Origin of the sequence: Kribbella sp. NBC_00482 (assembly GCF_036013725.1) — a bacterium.
Taxonomy (GTDB): Bacteria; Actinomycetota; Actinomycetes; order Propionibacteriales; family Kribbellaceae; genus Kribbella.
Map to the genome: position 1 here is coordinate 2378263 of NZ_CP107881.1, position 15832 is coordinate 2394094.

Genomic DNA, 15832 nt, shown 5'->3' on the forward strand with positions numbered 1-15832 from the left:
CACTCCAGCACATCAGGGCAACCCTGAGTGCACAGTCACGCTGAATCCTCCTCAAAGGTAGAGCTAGCTCTACCCTCAAGCGTGTGAGCGACTACCGCGAGGTCAACCGGGCCAACTGGGACGAGCGCGTGCCGGCGCACGTGGCATCGCCCAGCTACCACGTCGACGACTTCCTGTCCGACCCGTCGTACCTCAGCGAGGTGGTCCGATTCGACCAGCCGCGTCTCGGCGACGTCAGTGGGCTCCGCGGCGTACACCTGCAGTGCCACATCGGGACCGACACCGTGTCACTCGCGCGGCTCGGCGCGCGGATGAGTGCGCTGGACTTCTCGGAGCCGGCCGTCGAGCAGGGCCGGTCGCTGGCGGCGCGGCTCGGGCTGTCGGTCGACTTCCACGTAGCTGATGCGTACGACGCCGTGCGGGTGCTGGGCGCGTCGGCGTACGACTTCGTCTACACCGGGATCGGTGCGCTGTGCTGGCTGCCGGACATCGACAGGTGGGCGCAGGTCGTCGCCGGGCTGCTGAAGCCGGGTGGGCGGCTGTTCGTCCGCGAGGGCCATCCGATGCTGTGGGCGCTGGACGCCGGACCGGAGGTCCCCGAGGTGCGCTTTCCGTACTTCGAGACTGCCGAACCGATCGTGTGGGACGAGGGCGGGACCTACGTCCAGACCGAGGCCGAGTTCACCACCACGGTCACGCACGAGTGGAACCACGGCCTCGGCGAGACCATCACCGCCGTACAGAAGGCCGGACTCGTGTTCGACTCACTCACCGACCACGACAGCGCACCGTGGAACGCCCTCCCCGGTCTGATGACCGAGGACGCCGAAGGGGAGTGGCGCCTGACGGAGAACCCGCACCGCCTGGCCGCCACCTACACCCTGCAGGCGCACAAACCCACTCAGTGAGCCTTGCGCTGCTGCACCTTCTGAACCGCCTGCTTGATCTTCTGCTGGTTCTCCGGCTTGCTCAGTTCGCGCTGCGCGACCTGAACCAGCTTGGCCACCACAGCACCCTTGAGCATCGTCTTCACAAACCCCATCAGGGCCTCCCAATTTCCGTTGCCCCCGAAACTACCGCCCCCCACAACCCTCCTCCATAGGTGATCCACCGGAACTGTCCCTGGCGTCAGGCACACTAGGAGGGTGCCTGAGTTGCCGGAGGTTGAGTCGCTGGCCGTGTTTTTGCGGGAGCGGGCGGTTGGGCATGCCTTGGTGCGGGCCGACATCACGGCGATCAGTGCGCTGAAGACCTACGATCCGCCGATCTCGGCGATGGTTGGGTTGCTGATCGACGACGTGCAGCGGCACGGGAAGTTCCTGGACATCTCCGCGCAGGGCGTGCACCTGGTGATCCACCTGGCCCGGGCGGGCTGGCTGCGGTGGAAGGACGAGCAGTCGACCGGCCTGGTGCGCCCGGGCAAGGGACCGATCGCGTTGCGGACCGTCCTGGACGACGGCTCCGGGTTCGACCTGACCGAGGCCGGGACCCAGAAGAAACTCGCGGTGTACGTCGTGCGCGACGTCTCCGAGGTCCCGGGGATCGCGCGCCTCGGACCGGACCCGTTCACGCTGTCGCTCGAGGACTTCGGCGACATCCTGAAACGCCAGGGCCGGGTCCAGCTCAAGGGTGTCCTGCGGAGCCAGTCCGTGATCGCCGGCATCGGCAACGCGTACTCCGACGAGATCCTGCACGTAGCGAAGATGAGCCCCTTCAAACCAGCGTCGAACCTGTCCGACGACGAGCTCAAGACCCTGTACGACGCAATGCGCGAGACCCTCAAGGACGCGGTCGACCGCTCCGCCGGCCTCGCCGTACAGGACCTGAAGTCGGAGAAGAAGTCCGGTCTGCGGGTGCACGGCCGCAAGGGCCAGAAGTGCCCGATCTGCGGCGACATCGTCCGCGAGGTGAGCTTCGCCGACTCCTCCCTGCAGTACTGCGCGACCTGCCAGACCGGCGGCAAACCGCTGGCCGACCGGAGGTTGTCGAAGCTGCTCAAGTAGGTTCCGTGCCCATGCGCTGATGATCGTCCGCGGCTCGATGACCGTGCTCGGCCACGAGCCCGGTTCCGGATCCGGTCACCGGGTGGCCCCCGCGGGTCTGACATGCTTGGGGCATGTTCCGGAACCAGGAGATTCCCTCGGTCGTGGTGGCTGAGCTCGACGACGACCTGCTGACTGAGGCGTTCGTGCTCGACGTGCGGGAGCCGGACGAGTGGGACCGTGGGCACATCGAGGGCGCCACGCACATCCCGCTCGGCGAGCTGCAGGAGCGGGTCGGCGAGGTGCCGCTGGACCAGAAGGTGCTCTGCGTGTGCGCGGTCGGCGGCCGTTCCGGCATGGCCACCCAGTTCCTGAACCAGCTCGGCCGCGAGGCGATCAACCTCGACGGCGGCATGCACGCCTGGCAGACCTCCGGCCGCCCGGTGGCCACGAACTGAGAAGAAAACCTTCCACACGGTGACCGCAGGCGTTACTTTGTCACCGGTCGGTCGATCGGCGTACACCTGCGGCTCATGAGGCGGTAGCGCGCGCGGCGTCGGATGACCGCGTCCGTCCACCGTGGGGAGGCTCCTGTGTCGCTCATCCGTCCCTTGACCACAGCGATCGGCGTAGGTGGCCTGTTGGCCGGCGTCCTGGTCAGCCCAGCTGTGGGCCGAACGACCACTGGCATCCCGGATGCCGCGATCGCGGAGACCGGCGTACTGACGTCACGCGACGACAGCCCGGTCGCGCCGGGGGTGAACTACACGTCGTTCGAGCGCCTGGACGCGAAGGGCTGGCAGCGCGGCGACATCCTCGACACCGACCTGGACAAGCACGGTGTGACGGTCGACCTGGTCAACAACGGCGGCAAGGTGTCCGGGGGCCAGCCGCTCAGTCAGCAGCTCGCCCGCAAGGGCGCGATCGCCGGCGTGAACGGTGACTTCTTCGACATCAACGACACCACCGCGCCGTTGGGCGTCGGCGTCGAGCAGAGCGGCAAGCTGCTCAACGCGCCCGCCGCCGGCCACAACGACACCGCGGTGATCGGCAAGGACGGCCTCGGCAAGATCGCCCAGCTCTTCCTGCAAGGTACGGCGACCGACGACGACGCCACGAAGCTCGAGCTGACCAACCTCAACTCGCCGACCGTCAACGCCGGCGGGATCGGCCTCTACACCCCGGAGTGGGGCGATGCGGCCCGGACTCGGACCGTGGACGGCCTGCCGACCGTGCGCGAGGTGATCCTTCGCGACGGTGTGGTCGTCTCCTCGGCCGCCACTCCGGCCACCACCCCGTTGGCAGCGAACGAGCAGGCGCTGATCGGCCGCGAGGCCGGCGCCGACGCGCTCACCGCGTTCGAAGTGGGCGACAAGGTCGGCGTCGAGTACGGGCTGCGCCCGGACGCGGCCGACGTCGCGGTCGGGATCAGCGGCAACTATCAGCTCGCGAAGGACGGCAAGGTGCCGGACACGGTGCCGGACGCCGACCTCGCACCTCGTACCGCGATCGGCTTCGACGCCGACGGCAGCCGGATGATCCTGCTCACCGTCGACGGCCGGGCCACCGGCTCACGGGGCCTGTCGCTGAAGGAAATGGGCCAGCTGATGATCAGCCTCGGGGCTGACGACGCGCTCAACCTGGACGGCGGCGGCTCCTCGACGATGCTCGCCCGGACCCCGGGCAAGGCCGCGCCGGAGGTCGTCAACGACCCGTCCGACGGCGGCGAGCGGCTGATCCCGAACGGACTCGGCCTGGTCCCGGTCAAGGGCTCCGGCAAGCTCAAGGGCTTCCGCGTCGAGGCCGTCGGCACGTCCGAGGAGAGCCCCGACACCGACCTCTCCCGCAGCTCCCGCGTCCTCACCGGACTCAGCCGAGTCCTCAGCGCCACGGGCCACGACGAGACGTACGCGCCCGCGACCGGCACACCGTTCTGGTACGCCGGCAGCAACGTCCGCGTCGACCAGCACGGTGTGGTCACCGGCCGCCGCGCCGGCGACGCGATCGTCACCGCGACCCGTGGCGCGGCGAACGGAAGGTTCCCGATGACAGTGCTCGGTACGCCGACCCGCCTGGCGCCCTCGACCCGGCAGGTGTCGCTCGCCGACACCGCAGCCAAGGGCTTCTTCGAGGTCGACGGGTACGACGCCGACGGGTTCTCCACCTGGATCGAGCCGCGCGATGTCAAGCTCAGCTACGACCCGGCGCTGGTGAAGCTCGTTGCGAAGGGCAATGGTTTCGAGGTCACCGCGGTGAGCAGCGAGGCCGCGTCGGCCGTGGTGACCGCGACCGTCGGCACGCTCAGCACGCAGCTCAGCATCACGGCCGGCCTGACCAGCACGGTGGTCGACGAGCTCGACGACGTCACCAAGTGGGCGGCGAACGCCGTACCGGCCGGTGCCGCGACGGCGACGCGGTCCGCTGCGGAAGGGCATGACGGCGGGCAGGCGATCGCGCTCGACTACTCGCTGACGGGCAGCACCGCCACGCGAGCGGCGTACCTCTCGCAGACGCCGCAGCAGACGCTGCCGGGGCAGCCGCAGAAGCTCGGCGCGTGGGTGTACGGCGACGGCAAGGGTGCGTGGCTGCGCGCCAACGCGTACGACGCGGCCGGTGGTACGGCGCAGACGCTCAACCTGGCGCCGACGATCGACTGGACCGGGTGGAAGTACGTCGAGGCGGACATCCCGCCCGGGCTGACGATGCCGCTGCGCTTCTGGCGGATCTACGTCGTCGAGACCTCGCCGACCCGGCAGTACTCGGGCCGGATCGTCGTCGACGACCTGACCCTCCGCAGCGCGCCGCCGGTGACGATGGACCCGCCGGCCAAGGTGATCGACCCGATGGTCATGACCGACGGGACCGTGACGACGAGCGGCCGCTGGCGGTTCGCGGTGATGTCGGACGCGCAGTTCACCTCCGACGTCCCGAACTCGGACTACGTGAAGCAGGCCCGCCGGACGATCCGCGAGGCGCTCGCGCAGAAGCCCGAGTTCCTGGTGATCAACGGCGACTTCGTGGACCGCGCGTTCGGTCCGGACATCGCGCTGGCCAAGCAGATCATCGACGAGGAGGTGGCCGGCAAGGTGCCGGTGCACTACGTGCCGGGCAACCACGAGACCTACGGACCGGGCGACCTGTCCGAGTGGAAGAAGGTCTTCGGCAACGCGACCAGCACGTTCGACCACCTGGGTACCCGGTTCGTACTGCGGGACTCGTCACTCGGATCGCTGCGGGCCGGAGGGTTCGACCAGATCCTCGATCTGCGCCAGCAGCTCGCCGACGCGGCGACGAACAAGGCGATCAAGAACGTCGTGGTGATGGCGCACCACCCGATCGACGACCCGTCGCCGACGCAGAACTCGCAGCTCGGTGACCGCAAGGAGGCCGCGATGATCGTGAAGTGGCTGGCCGACTTCCGCGCCACGACCGGCAAGGGCGCGGCCTACATGGCGGCGCACGCGGGCACCTTCGCGGCGACCCGTACCGACGGCGTACTGCTCCCACTGACCGGCAACTCCGGCAAGAGCCCCGCGGCCGCACCGGACGCCGGCGGCTTCACCGGGTGGGCACTGGTCGGGATCGCGGCGCGCCCGTCGACGCAACCGTGGTTCCAGGTGGAACTCCGCCCGCACGTCGACTCCCTCGAACTGGCCGCGCCGGCTTCCCTGCGCCGCGGCCAGACCGGCACGGCGGCCGCGACCGTCGTGCAGGAGAACCGGCGGATCCCAGTGGCGTTCCCGGTGTCGGCTGACTGGTGGGGCTCGTCCACGCTGTACATCGGCCCCGCAAAGACCGCACCGTTCTGGGCAGTCGCCTCCTACGACCCGTCCACCGGCGTACTGACCGCACTACGCCCTGGCACAGCCCAGCTGGGCGTAACGGTGAACGGGGTCTCCAAGAGCACGACGCTGCAGGTCGGTTGGTAGCGTCGGCGGGGTGACTGACGTGGTGGTGCCGCAGCGGCTGCGGAGCGGGGACCGGGTTGCTGTGGTGGCGCCGTCGGGGCCGGTGGACGCTTCGCGGCTCGACGCCGGAGTCGTCCACCTCAGGTCCTGGGGACTCGAGGTGGACGTGATGCCGTCGGTGCTGGCCGGGCACGAGCGGTTCAAGTACCTGGCGGCCGACGACAAAGCACGTGCCGAGGACCTGCGGAACGCCTGGCTGGACCCGCGGTACGCCGCGGTGTTCTGCGCACGTGGCGGGTACGGCGTGCAGCGGCTGCTCGAGTACGTCGACGTCGACGAGCTGGTCGCCGTACCGAAGTGGTTCGTCGGGTTCAGTGACATCACCGCGCTGCACGAGCCGCTGAACGCACGTGGTCTCGTGACTGTCCACGGGCCGATGGCTGCTGCTGTGGAGCAGCTGGACACGGATGCGGGGCGTGAGCGGCTGCGGGCGCTCCTGTTCGAGCCGGAGACCGTAACTGACCTGCTGGCACAGGCCGGGGCACGCACTGTGGTGGACGGCGTCGCCGAGGGGCTGCTGCGTGGCGGCAACCTGGCGTTGCTGGCGGCAAGCATCGGTACGCCGACGTACGCGCCGCCGGTGGGTGTCGTCGTACTCGAAGAGGTCAACGAGGAGGCGTACCAGGCGGACCGGCTGCTCACTCAGCTGCTGCGGGCCGGGTGGTTCGAGCAGGTGACCGGTCTGGTCATCGGTGACTTCAGCAAGGGCGGCGAAGGGCTCGACGACACCATCCGCGAGCGGCTCGAGCCACTCGACGTACCGACGGTGGAGGGTGCGGCGATCGGACATGAGGCGCTGAACCTCGCCGTACCGCTGGGGTTGCCGGTACGGCTCGACGCGACCGCCGGGTCCCTTATCCCAAGTGGTCTCGCAGGAAGCTGAACGCCTGCGGGTACGCGTCCAGGCGGTTCGTGAGCTTGGCCAGACCGTGGCCCTCGTCCGGGTACACCAGGAGCTGGCACGGTACGCCGCGCTTCGTCAGAGCGTCAGTGATCTGCTCTGCCTCGGACAACGGGACCCGTGGGTCGTTGGCGCCGTGGATGACGAACAGCGGCGCCCGGATGTCGTCGACGCGGCTGAGCGGACTTGCCGACTCCAGAAACTCCCGGTCCGTCGCCAGGTACCCGTATTCGCGCTCCCGCGTCGACCGCCGGTAGTCCGAGGTGTTCTCCAGGAACGTCACCAGCGAAGCGATTCCGACGATGTCCACGCCGGCCGCCCACAGGTCCGGCTGGAACGCGACACCGGCCAGCACCATGTACCCGCCGTACGAACCGCCCCAGAGCGCGGCGCGCTTCGGGTCGCCGTCGATCGTCGGCAGCCACGCGTTGATCGCGGCCAGATCCTTCACCGAGTCCATCCGCAGCTGGCGGTCGTCCAGCGAGTACCACCGCTTGCCGTAGCCCGCCGAGCCGCGGACGTTCGGTACGACGACTGTGTGGCCCTCAGCGGCCAGCGCCGAGATGATCGGGCTCCAGATCCGCATCGCGGCGCCTTCTGGACCGCCGTGGACGTGGACGACTGTGGACCCCAGGCTCTGACCGGTCGGCCGGAACACGAACACCGGCACCTGCTCGCCGTCGAACGACGGAACGCGCAGGCTCTCCGGATGCTCGAGCTCGGCCGGAACCTCCACCGAGCGGATCGCCGTCAGCTCACCGCCCGGCACGAACCGGTACACGGTCGGCGGGATGACCGGAGAGTTGTAGGTGATCGCCGCGAACGAGCCGTCCGGCGACCAGATCGGATCCGGCGTGGCGTACAACAGGCCCGCGCAACCACCGGCAGGCAGGTCGAGCTCAGCGATCGCCGACCCGTCTTCCAGCCGGTGCAGCGCCAGCGCCACCTCCCCGTCCTCCAGTACGCCGACCAAGAGGTGCTCGCCGTCCGGTGAGGGCCACCCGGCGAGGTCGCGGGCGTCGTCCGCCAGCAACTCGCTCCACGCTGCAGAGCTGACGTCGTACCGGCGGATTGCCATCCGGTCGCGGTCGGCGTTGCTCGACACCAGGAACGCGGACGAGTCGGGCAGCCAGGCGACCGGACCCTGGTCGTTGTGGGCTTCCTCCGCGGTGAGCTCGGTGACTGAGCGGCTCGACGTGTCGAGCAGGAGCAGCTGCATCGAGTTCGCAGGGCTGCTCGCCTTCGAGAGCACGACCCACTTGTCGTCCGGCGACGGGTCGACGCCCATCACCCAGCCGCCGCCGTCGTACAGAACGGTCTCGCGGCCGGTGGCCAGGTCGTGGGTGACCAGGTCGAAGTCGACGCCGTTGCGGCGGTTCGTCGTGTAGAGAACGCTGCCGGCCCGGGCCGTGACCAGGTGGTGGATGTACTCGGCGTCGTGGATCAGCGGGGTCAGTGCGGGCAGACCGGGTTCGTCGAGGTCGAGCAGCGAGAGCTGACCGCGCTCGTCGCCGCCGGTGTCGTGCTCGACGACCACGCGGTTGCTGCCCGGAACGAACCGGGCGCCGCGGCAGGTGTCGTCGAGATCAGTGAGTGCGCGCCAGGTCCCGTCCGGGTCGACCTCGTTGACCTGACGGGTGCCTGTGCCGTCGTACAGGACCAGCATGCGGCCCTCGTCGTCGACGTCCAGGGCCATGGTGGTGGGCAGAGAGAAGAGCGTCGTCAGCAGCACGCCTTCATCCTCACACGGGCTGGGGTGTCCGACGGGTACTCCGCCGGACACCCCACCGTCATCGGTCGCCGTGCCAGGAGTGCCAGAGCGCGGCGTACGCGCCTTCGGCGTCGACCAGCTCGTCGTGGGCCCCCAGCTCGACGATCTTGCCGTCCTCGACGACCGCGATCACGTCGGCGTCGTGCGCGGTGTGCAGCCGGTGTGCGATCGCCACCACGGTCCGGCCCTCCAGTACGGTCGCCAGCGACCGCTCCAGGTGCCGGGCCGCCCGCGGGTCCATCAACGAGGTCGCCTCGTCCAGGACCAGCGTGTGCGGGTCAGCAAGGACCAGACGCGCCAGCGCGACCTGTTGCGCCTGGGCCGGCGTCAGCGAGACCCCGCCGGAGCCCACCTCGGTGTCCAGTCCGTCGTCGAACCCTGCCACCCAGCCGTCGGCGTCCACCGACCGCAGTGCCGCCCACAGGTCCGCGTCGGACGCGCCCTGCTTGGCCAGTCGCAGGTTGTCCCGCACGCTGCCCACGAACACGTGGTGCTCTTGGTTGACCAAGGCAACGTGACTGCGGACCTGCTCGGCAGACATCCGGTCCAGCGCCGCACCACCCAAGGTGATGTCACCGACGCGTGGCGAGTAGATGCCGGCCAGCAAACGGCCCAACGTCGACTTGCCAGCACCGGACGGCCCGACAAGCGCCACGCGAGCACCTGGCTCGACCGTCAACGTGACCCCGTGCAGTACGTCGCGGCCCTCCAGGTACCCGAACCGCACGTCGTCGGCCAGCACCGTCCGCCCGTCCGGCTCGTCCTCGCTCGTCGTCGCGGCGGCCTCCACCTCACGGACGCCGACCAACCGCGCCAACGACACCTGTGCCACCTGCAACTCGTCGTACCAGCGGATCATCATGTTGACCGGCTCGACGAGCATCTGGATGTACAGCGCACCTGTGGTCAGCGCGCCGACCGTCAGCCAGCCCTGGATCGCGAATCCGCCGCCGATGACCAGGACGGCGGCCAACGCGACCGTGTGGGTCATGTTGATCACCGGGAACAGGATCATCCGCAGGTACAGCGTGTACCGCTCCCAGGCGACCCACTGACCGATCCGGGTGTCGCCCACGGCGATCCGGCGGCCACCGAGCCGGTGCGACTCGACGGTCCGGCCGGCGTCGACCGTCTCGGCCAGCGCCGACGCGACCGCCGCGTACCCGGCCGCTTCCGACCGGTACCCGGCTGGTGCGCGGCGGAAGTACCACCGGCCGCCGATGATCAGGATCGGCGCCGCGATCACCACGGCCACGGCCAGCGCCGGTGCGGTCACGATCAGCGCACCGATCAGCAGCGACGCCCAGATGATCGCGATCGTCAGCTGCGGTACGGCGTCGCGCATCGCATGCGACAGCCGGTCGATGTCCGTGGTGATCCGGGACAGCAGGTCACCCGTCCCGGCGCGCTCGAGCACGCCCGGCGGCAGCCCGACCGCACGGACCAGGAAGTCCTCACGGAGATCCGCGAGCATCTCCTCGCCGAGCACTGCACCGCGCAGGCGGGTCAGCCGCACGAACACGGTCTGCACCGCGAGGGCGATGACGAAGCCGATCACGACGTACGGCAGGTCCACGTCGGTGCGGCCCTCGGAGAGCTTCTGCACCACGTTGCCGAGCAGCCAGGGACCGATCATGCCGCTCAGCGCTGCCACCGTGTTGACCAGCGTCAGCCACAGGAACTGGCGCCGGTGGCGGCGGAACAGCTCCTTGATGTAGGCACGGACGGTCGCGCCACTTGCCACCGGGAGCCGCACTACCTCCTGCGGCGCTGCCGGGTCGTACTCGGGGCGCTTCACGCGAACTCCTCGAACTTAGGTTCTTCTTCACGGGTCACCACGGCGCGGTACCGCGCGTTGGTGTGCAGCAGCTCGTGGTGCGTGCCGACCGCTTCGACGCGGCCCTCCGGCACGAACACGACCCGCTCCGCCCGGTCCAGCATCAGCGGGCTGGATGTGAACACCACCGTGGTCCGGCCGGCGCGCAACAACTGCAGACCGTCTGCGATCCGTGCCTCGGTGTGCGCGTCGACCGCACTGGTCGGCTCGTCGAGCACCAGCACCTGTGGGTCGACGTACAGCGAGCGCGCCAACGCCACCCGCTGCCGCTGGCCACCGGACAGAGACCTGCCGCGCTCGGTCAGCACCGCGTTCATCGCGTCGGACTCACCAGCAGGCAGCGTCTGCCGCAGTACGTCGAGGATGTCCTCGCACTGCGCCGCATCCAGCGCCGTCTCGGGTGAGACCGCGCCACTGGCCGGTACGTCGAACAGCTCGCGCACCGTCCCCGACAACAGCACCGGGTCCTTGTCCTGCACGAGTACGACGGTGCGCGCGGACCCCAGCGGGATGTCGTCCAGGGCGACGCCGTCGAGCAGCACGGACGCCTCGCCGGCAGCTGACGGGCTGTGGCCACCCAACCGGTCGGCCAGCAGACCGCCCTGGTCCGGGTTGCCGCTGACGACCGCGGTGAAGCTTCCGGCCGGGACATGGAGCCCAGTGACCGGGTCGAGCACGTCGCCCTCCGGCAGCTGGGCCGCAGCGGTCCCCTTGGTCTCGTCGGTCCGCTGCAACGACAGCACCCGCGCGGCCCGGCGCGCCGACACCTTCGAGAAGATGAACGCGCTCGCGGTCTCCTCGAACGTGTGCAGCGGCACCAGCATGAACGTGATGAAGCCGTACGTCGTGACCAGCTCGCCGACCGAGATGTGGCCGGACGTCACCAGCCGGACACCCATCCAGACGACGAGCACCAGGAACAGACCGAACAGGAACACCTGCAGAGCCGCGATCAGCGACCACATCCGGGCGCTACGGACCGCACTGCTCCGGTACTCCTGCGAGGCCTCCCGGTACCGCTCCAGGAACAGCTGCTCACCGCCGATGCCGCGCAGCACGCGCAGGCCGGCGACGGTGTCGGCGGCCAGCTCGGTCGCCCGGCCGCCCTTGGCCCGCTGCTCGTCCGCACGGCGCTCCGCGGGACCCATCAGCGGGACGATCGAGAACGCGAGCACCGGTACGGCGATCGCGACCACCAGACCGAGCTGCGGTTCGTAGAACAGCAGGCCGATCACGACCGCGAAGCAGGTCAGCAGCGCGGCCACGAACCGGCCGAGGACCTCGACGAACCAGCCGATCTTCTCGACGTCGCCGCTGCTCACGGCGACCACCTCGCCGGCGGCGATCCGGCGGGTCAGCAGCGAGCCCAGCTCCGCGGCCTTGCGGAACAGCAGCTGCTGCAGGCGGGACGCCGTACTGATCCAGTTGGTCACCACGGCCTTGTGGAAGTACGAGTCGGCGCCGGCCTTGGCCGCGCCGAAGGCGAGCAGGAGGGCACCGGCCAGCATCAGCTTGGGCCAGGACAGGTCGATCGCCGCCTGGACGGCGAGACCGACGGCGACCGGAGCGGCTGCGATACCGCCGAAGTAAACGAGGCCCCAGAACACCGCGAGGATCTGCCCACGCAGTTGCTGGTGCTCCAGCCAGAGGATGAGTCGGAGGCCGGATCGGGTGTCGGGCACACCCGGATCGGCGAACGGGACAAGGCGCAAAGACATGACGTCTCACAAGGAGGCATAGAAGGGTTGAAAGAAGGCACCTGACCAGGCGAATACATCAAGCGTAGGCGGCCCCGCCGACACTCCGTCAAACCGTTTTCAGAGCTGTCTTGGTACGATCGTTTCGTGGCGCAACGAAATGAACGTGCAGACTTCGCCCGGGCGGTGATGGAGCTCCTCGATCAGGGTCATCGGGGGATCTCGCGGCGGCTCGATCTGACCCGCGTCCGGGTGCTCGGACTGGTCGCGGACCGCGGCCCGATCCGGCCGAACGCGATCGCCGCGGAGCTCCGGCTCACCGCGTCTGCCACGAGCCGTCACCTGACCGCGTTGGAGCAGGCCGGGCAGGTCGCGGTCGAGCCGGACCCCGACGACGCCCGCACGTTCCTGGTCGAGCTGACGGACCAGGGACGCGAAGAGATAGCGGTGACGGTCCAGGCCGGCGTCACGGCGTTCACGAGCGTGATCGCCGACTGGTCCGACGAGGACGTGTTGACGGCCACCGCCCTGATCACCCGCCTCAACCAGGCCTGGGCCCAGCGACCACCCGCACCTGCTCCGGAGTCGAGCGAGGGACCCCGGTGGCGTCGAAGGAGGAGAAGTGACTGAACGACCACCGACAATCAGTTGGGTACGCCGGCTGCTCGTTGCGGCGGCCGTACTCGACTTCGTCGCACTGATCGCGTTCGTTGTGCTCTACGCGACTGACCGATCAGCCATCGCGGACTGGGTCAGCAGCTCACCTGCGTTCGCCGGACAGGTCCGCAACGACGGAGTCGACGCCACGGTCCGCTATGCGACGGTGTCCGTCTGCGCGGTCCACCTGATCATCACCCTGGTGTTCTCGTGGCTTGCAGTGGCCGTCGGCCGTGGACGGCAGCGCATCCGGGCCACAGTGGTGCTGGTGGTCACCACCTGCATCGACGGCTTCGTCGCCACGACGCCTGTCGGCGGAGTGGTGCAGCAGGTCGTGATGGTCCTTGCAGCGGTGGTGAAGATCGCGGCGCTGGCGCTGCTGTGGGCTCCCCGGAGTTCGCGGGAGTTCTTCGTGACCGCATCCCGGGATCGGCGCGACCTGGCCGCTCCGGCCCGCTGACCGCGAGGTACCGTCGGCTTGTCGGACAAGTTGATGGGAGCCGGGTGGAGGAGCTGACGCGGGGGCGGCGGCTGCTGGTGCTGGCGATCTGTTGCTCCAGCCTGTTCATCGTCGGTCTGGACTCGACGATCGTGAACCTGGCGCTGCCGGCGATCCGGTCCGAGTTCGGGGCCTCGGTCGCGAAGCTGCAGTGGACGATCGACGCCTACACGCTGGTGCTGGCCAGCCTGCTGATGGTCTCCGGATCGACCGCGGACCGCGTCGGGCGGCGGCGGACGTTCCAGGTCGGACTGGTGCTCTTCGGCATCGGGTCGTTGCTGTGCGGAGTCGCATCGAGCGTCGACCTGCTGATCGCGTTCCGCGTGCTGCAGGCCGTCGGCGGGTCGATGCTGAACCCGGTGGCGATGTCGATCATCACCAACACGTTCACGGACCCGCGCGAGCGTGCGCAGGCGATCGGTGTGTGGGGTGGTGTGGTCGGGCTGAGTATGGCGGTCGGTCCGGTGGTCGGCGGGTCGCTCGTGGACGCGGCGGGGTGGCGGTTCATCTTCTGGATCAACGTGCCGGTTGCGGTGGCCGCCGTACTGATGACTGCGTTCTTCGTGCCGGAGTCGCGGTCTGCCGTGCCGCGGCGGATGGATCCGGTCGGGCAGGTGCTCGTCGTACTGCTGCTGGGCGGTCTGACGTACGGGATCATCGAGGGCGAGTCGGCTGGGTGGGGGTCGCCGCTGATCATCGGGTGCTTCGTCGTGTGCGTGGCCGCACTGGTGACGCTCGTCTACTACGAACGTCGTCGAGACCAACCGCTGCTGGAGCCACGGTTCTTCCGGAGCGCGCCGTTCTCCGGTGCCACGCTGATCGCGGTGTGCGGGTTCTCGGCGCTGTCGGCGTTCCTGTTCCTCAACTCGCTCTACCTGCAGTCGGTGCGTGGTTTCACTGCACTGCATGCCGGTCTGCTCACGCTGCCGATGGCTGCGATGACCGTGGTGTTCGCACCGCTGTCCGGTTGGCTGGTCGGCCACAGAGGTCCACGGTTGCCACTAGTGGTGGCCGGAACCATGCTGACCCTGTCCGGGCTGCTGCTGTCCTTCCTGACCACCACTACTGCCACTGTGCATTTGCTGGCCGCCTACCTGGTCTTCGGACTCGGCTTCGGCATGCTGAACGCACCTATTACCAATGCAGCCGTCTCTGGCATGCCGCGAGCCCAGGCTGGTGTCGCTGCAGCCATCGCCTCCACCAGCCGCCAGGTCGGCGCCTCACTGGGCGTCGCTGTCGCCGGCACTGTCCTCACTGCGCGCCTGGTCGGCTCCTTCGAGACCGGCTTCGTCGACGCGGCCCGGCTGTGCTGGTACATCATCGCGGGCTGCGGAGTGCTCGTACTGGCACTGGGGCTGATCACTACGTCCCGGTGGGCCCGGCGTACGGCGGAGGACCTCGTCAGGGCTGGATGATCTCGGCCCGGACCAGTGCTTTCAGCCGGCCGCGCAGGATCTTTTGGCGGCGCTCCTCGTCAGGGAACAGGTCTAGGTAGGAAGGGCCCTTGGCAGCGAGCAGGTCGTCGTCGAGGCGCCGTACCGTGCCGGCTGGTGCCCGGTGTGTCATGGCTGCCTGTACTGCTTCGCTGTCGATACCTCTGAGCAGTTCGGTGAGCTGCTCCTCCGTGTCGATGCCGAGGCGGTGCAGGACGCCCAGGATCCAGGCGTAGTGCGTGGTCTTCGCGTGCGGTGCGTCCGGGTAGCGGCGGGTCAGGTACGTCGTCAGCGTGGCCGTGGTGAGGTCCAGCGGGGCCTTGTCCGACTCGCTCGCGGCCAGCTCGCGGTACAGCCGGTCGATCTCGGTGAACTCGTTGTCGGCGAGCTCCATCAACGCGGCGGCCAGCAGGAACCGCCGGTCGAACTCGGGCTTGCGGTCCGGCGGGATGTCCAGCTTGTACCGGATGTCGTGCTCGAACTCGGCCCACGCGTGCTGGACCGCGGTCCGGACCTGGATCTCCATCACCAGGTTCTTCAGTACGGCGTACTCCGGCAGCTCACGGCGGTGATCGTTCAGCCGGACCAGGTAGTGCTTGCTGGCGTACCCGAAGACGCCCTGCGCCCGGGTGTGCGCGCCCATGTCGGTGTGCTCGACGATCTCGAACTCTTCCTCGATCACCTCGCAGACCCGGTCCACCGCCTCGACCAGGAACGTGATGACGCGGGCCGCGACCAGGTCGGTGATCTGGTTCAGCGGGTCGTCGTACTTCGGTCTGGCGGGGTCGTCGGGATGCGGCTTCGACGCCTTCGCGAGGAACGACTCGGGGTCCTTGGCCCGCGCGGTCGCGGTCAGGTAGTTGATGCCTTCCTCTTCGCCGATCAGCTCGTTGATCAGCGACTCGAGCTTGCGCGCACCGCCGACGTACTGCTGGTGCACCCGCTCGTACAACGCACCGGCCTGCGGAACCCACTCCACCATGGGCGGAACCCTAGTGCTCTTCAGGTCGCTCGTGGTGTCTATCGGTTTCTAGTGAATTCACTAGAAAGTTGTAGAGATCTGTCGCGACACGCTCTCGTCCTTGAT

The 15832-nt window shown here is 68.9% G+C and carries 13 protein-coding genes; 8 read left to right on the forward strand and 5 right to left on the reverse strand.

Annotated features, from left to right (window positions below):
* The first annotated feature begins 83 nt into the window (after positions 1-83).
* Positions 84-908 carry a class I SAM-dependent methyltransferase gene (locus OHB24_RS11975; RefSeq protein WP_327639053.1) on the forward strand — a complete coding sequence of 275 codons (825 nt, stop codon included), beginning with the start codon at positions 84-86 and terminating at the stop codon, positions 906-908.
* Here the strand turns inward: OHB24_RS11975 and OHB24_RS11980 are convergent.
* Complete coding sequence (locus OHB24_RS11980; RefSeq protein ID WP_327639054.1) at positions 902-1042, reverse strand: hypothetical protein; 141 nt, start codon at positions 1040-1042, stop codon at positions 902-904. The genes OHB24_RS11975 and OHB24_RS11980 overlap by 7 nt on opposite strands.
* Positions 1043-1145: 103 nt before the next feature.
* On the opposite strand from OHB24_RS11980, the gene OHB24_RS11985 reads away from it, so the two are divergent.
* The 4 genes from OHB24_RS11985 (at position 1146) to OHB24_RS12000 (ending at position 6833) form a co-directional block, all read left to right on the forward strand.
* Entirely contained in the window at positions 1146-2003 is an 858-nt protein-coding gene (locus OHB24_RS11985) for a DNA-formamidopyrimidine glycosylase family protein (RefSeq protein ID WP_327639055.1), read from the forward strand.
* 113 nt (positions 2004-2116) lie between these two features.
* Positions 2117-2440, forward strand: coding sequence for a rhodanese-like domain-containing protein (locus tag OHB24_RS11990; RefSeq protein WP_131284789.1), 324 nt, complete (start codon positions 2117-2119; stop codon positions 2438-2440).
* 135 nt (positions 2441-2575) lie between these two features.
* Positions 2576-5911, forward strand: coding sequence for a phosphodiester glycosidase family protein (locus tag OHB24_RS11995; RefSeq protein WP_327639056.1), 3336 nt, complete (start codon positions 2576-2578; stop codon positions 5909-5911).
* 10 nt (positions 5912-5921) lie between these two features.
* Positions 5922-6833 (forward strand): S66 peptidase family protein, encoded by a 912-nt coding sequence (locus OHB24_RS12000; protein WP_327639057.1) that lies wholly within the window; start codon positions 5922-5924, stop codon positions 6831-6833.
* On the opposite strand, the gene OHB24_RS12005 is transcribed toward OHB24_RS12000, so the two are convergent.
* The 3 genes from OHB24_RS12005 to OHB24_RS12015 are packed head-to-tail and all read right to left on the reverse strand — an operon-like array spanning position 6805 to position 12177.
* A complete protein-coding gene (locus tag OHB24_RS12005) occupies positions 6805-8583 on the reverse strand; it encodes a S9 family peptidase (protein WP_327639058.1) in 1779 nt (592 codons plus the stop codon). The genes OHB24_RS12000 and OHB24_RS12005 overlap by 29 nt on opposite strands.
* A gap of 58 nt (positions 8584-8641) precedes the next feature.
* Positions 8642-10420, reverse strand: coding sequence for an ABC transporter ATP-binding protein (locus tag OHB24_RS12010; RefSeq protein ID WP_327639059.1), 1779 nt, complete (start codon positions 10418-10420; stop codon positions 8642-8644).
* Positions 10417-12177, reverse strand: coding sequence for an ABC transporter ATP-binding protein (locus OHB24_RS12015; protein ID WP_327639060.1), 1761 nt, complete (start codon positions 12175-12177; stop codon positions 10417-10419). Before OHB24_RS12015 ends, OHB24_RS12010 begins: the two co-directional genes overlap by 4 nt.
* A 126-nt stretch (positions 12178-12303) precedes the next feature.
* On the opposite strand from OHB24_RS12015, the gene OHB24_RS12020 reads away from it, so the two are divergent.
* Genes OHB24_RS12020 through OHB24_RS12030 form a run of 3 tightly spaced genes read left to right on the forward strand, consistent with a single transcriptional unit; the run spans position 12304 to position 14727 of the window.
* The gene (locus OHB24_RS12020) at positions 12304-12786 is read left to right on the forward strand and encodes a MarR family winged helix-turn-helix transcriptional regulator (RefSeq protein ID WP_327639061.1); all 483 of its coding nucleotides are present in this window, start codon (positions 12304-12306) and stop codon (positions 12784-12786) included.
* Positions 12779-13273 (forward strand): hypothetical protein, encoded by a 495-nt coding sequence (locus OHB24_RS12025; RefSeq protein WP_327639062.1) that lies wholly within the window; start codon positions 12779-12781, stop codon positions 13271-13273. Before OHB24_RS12020 ends, OHB24_RS12025 begins: the two co-directional genes overlap by 8 nt.
* A gap of 44 nt (positions 13274-13317) precedes the next feature.
* Positions 13318-14727, forward strand: coding sequence for an MFS transporter (locus OHB24_RS12030; protein WP_327639063.1), 1410 nt, complete (start codon positions 13318-13320; stop codon positions 14725-14727).
* Here the strand turns inward: OHB24_RS12030 and OHB24_RS12035 are convergent.
* The gene (locus OHB24_RS12035) at positions 14714-15727 is read right to left on the reverse strand and encodes a GTP pyrophosphokinase (RefSeq protein ID WP_327639064.1); all 1014 of its coding nucleotides are present in this window, start codon (positions 15725-15727) and stop codon (positions 14714-14716) included. The genes OHB24_RS12030 and OHB24_RS12035 overlap by 14 nt on opposite strands.
* Positions 15728-15832 lie beyond the last annotated feature (105 nt).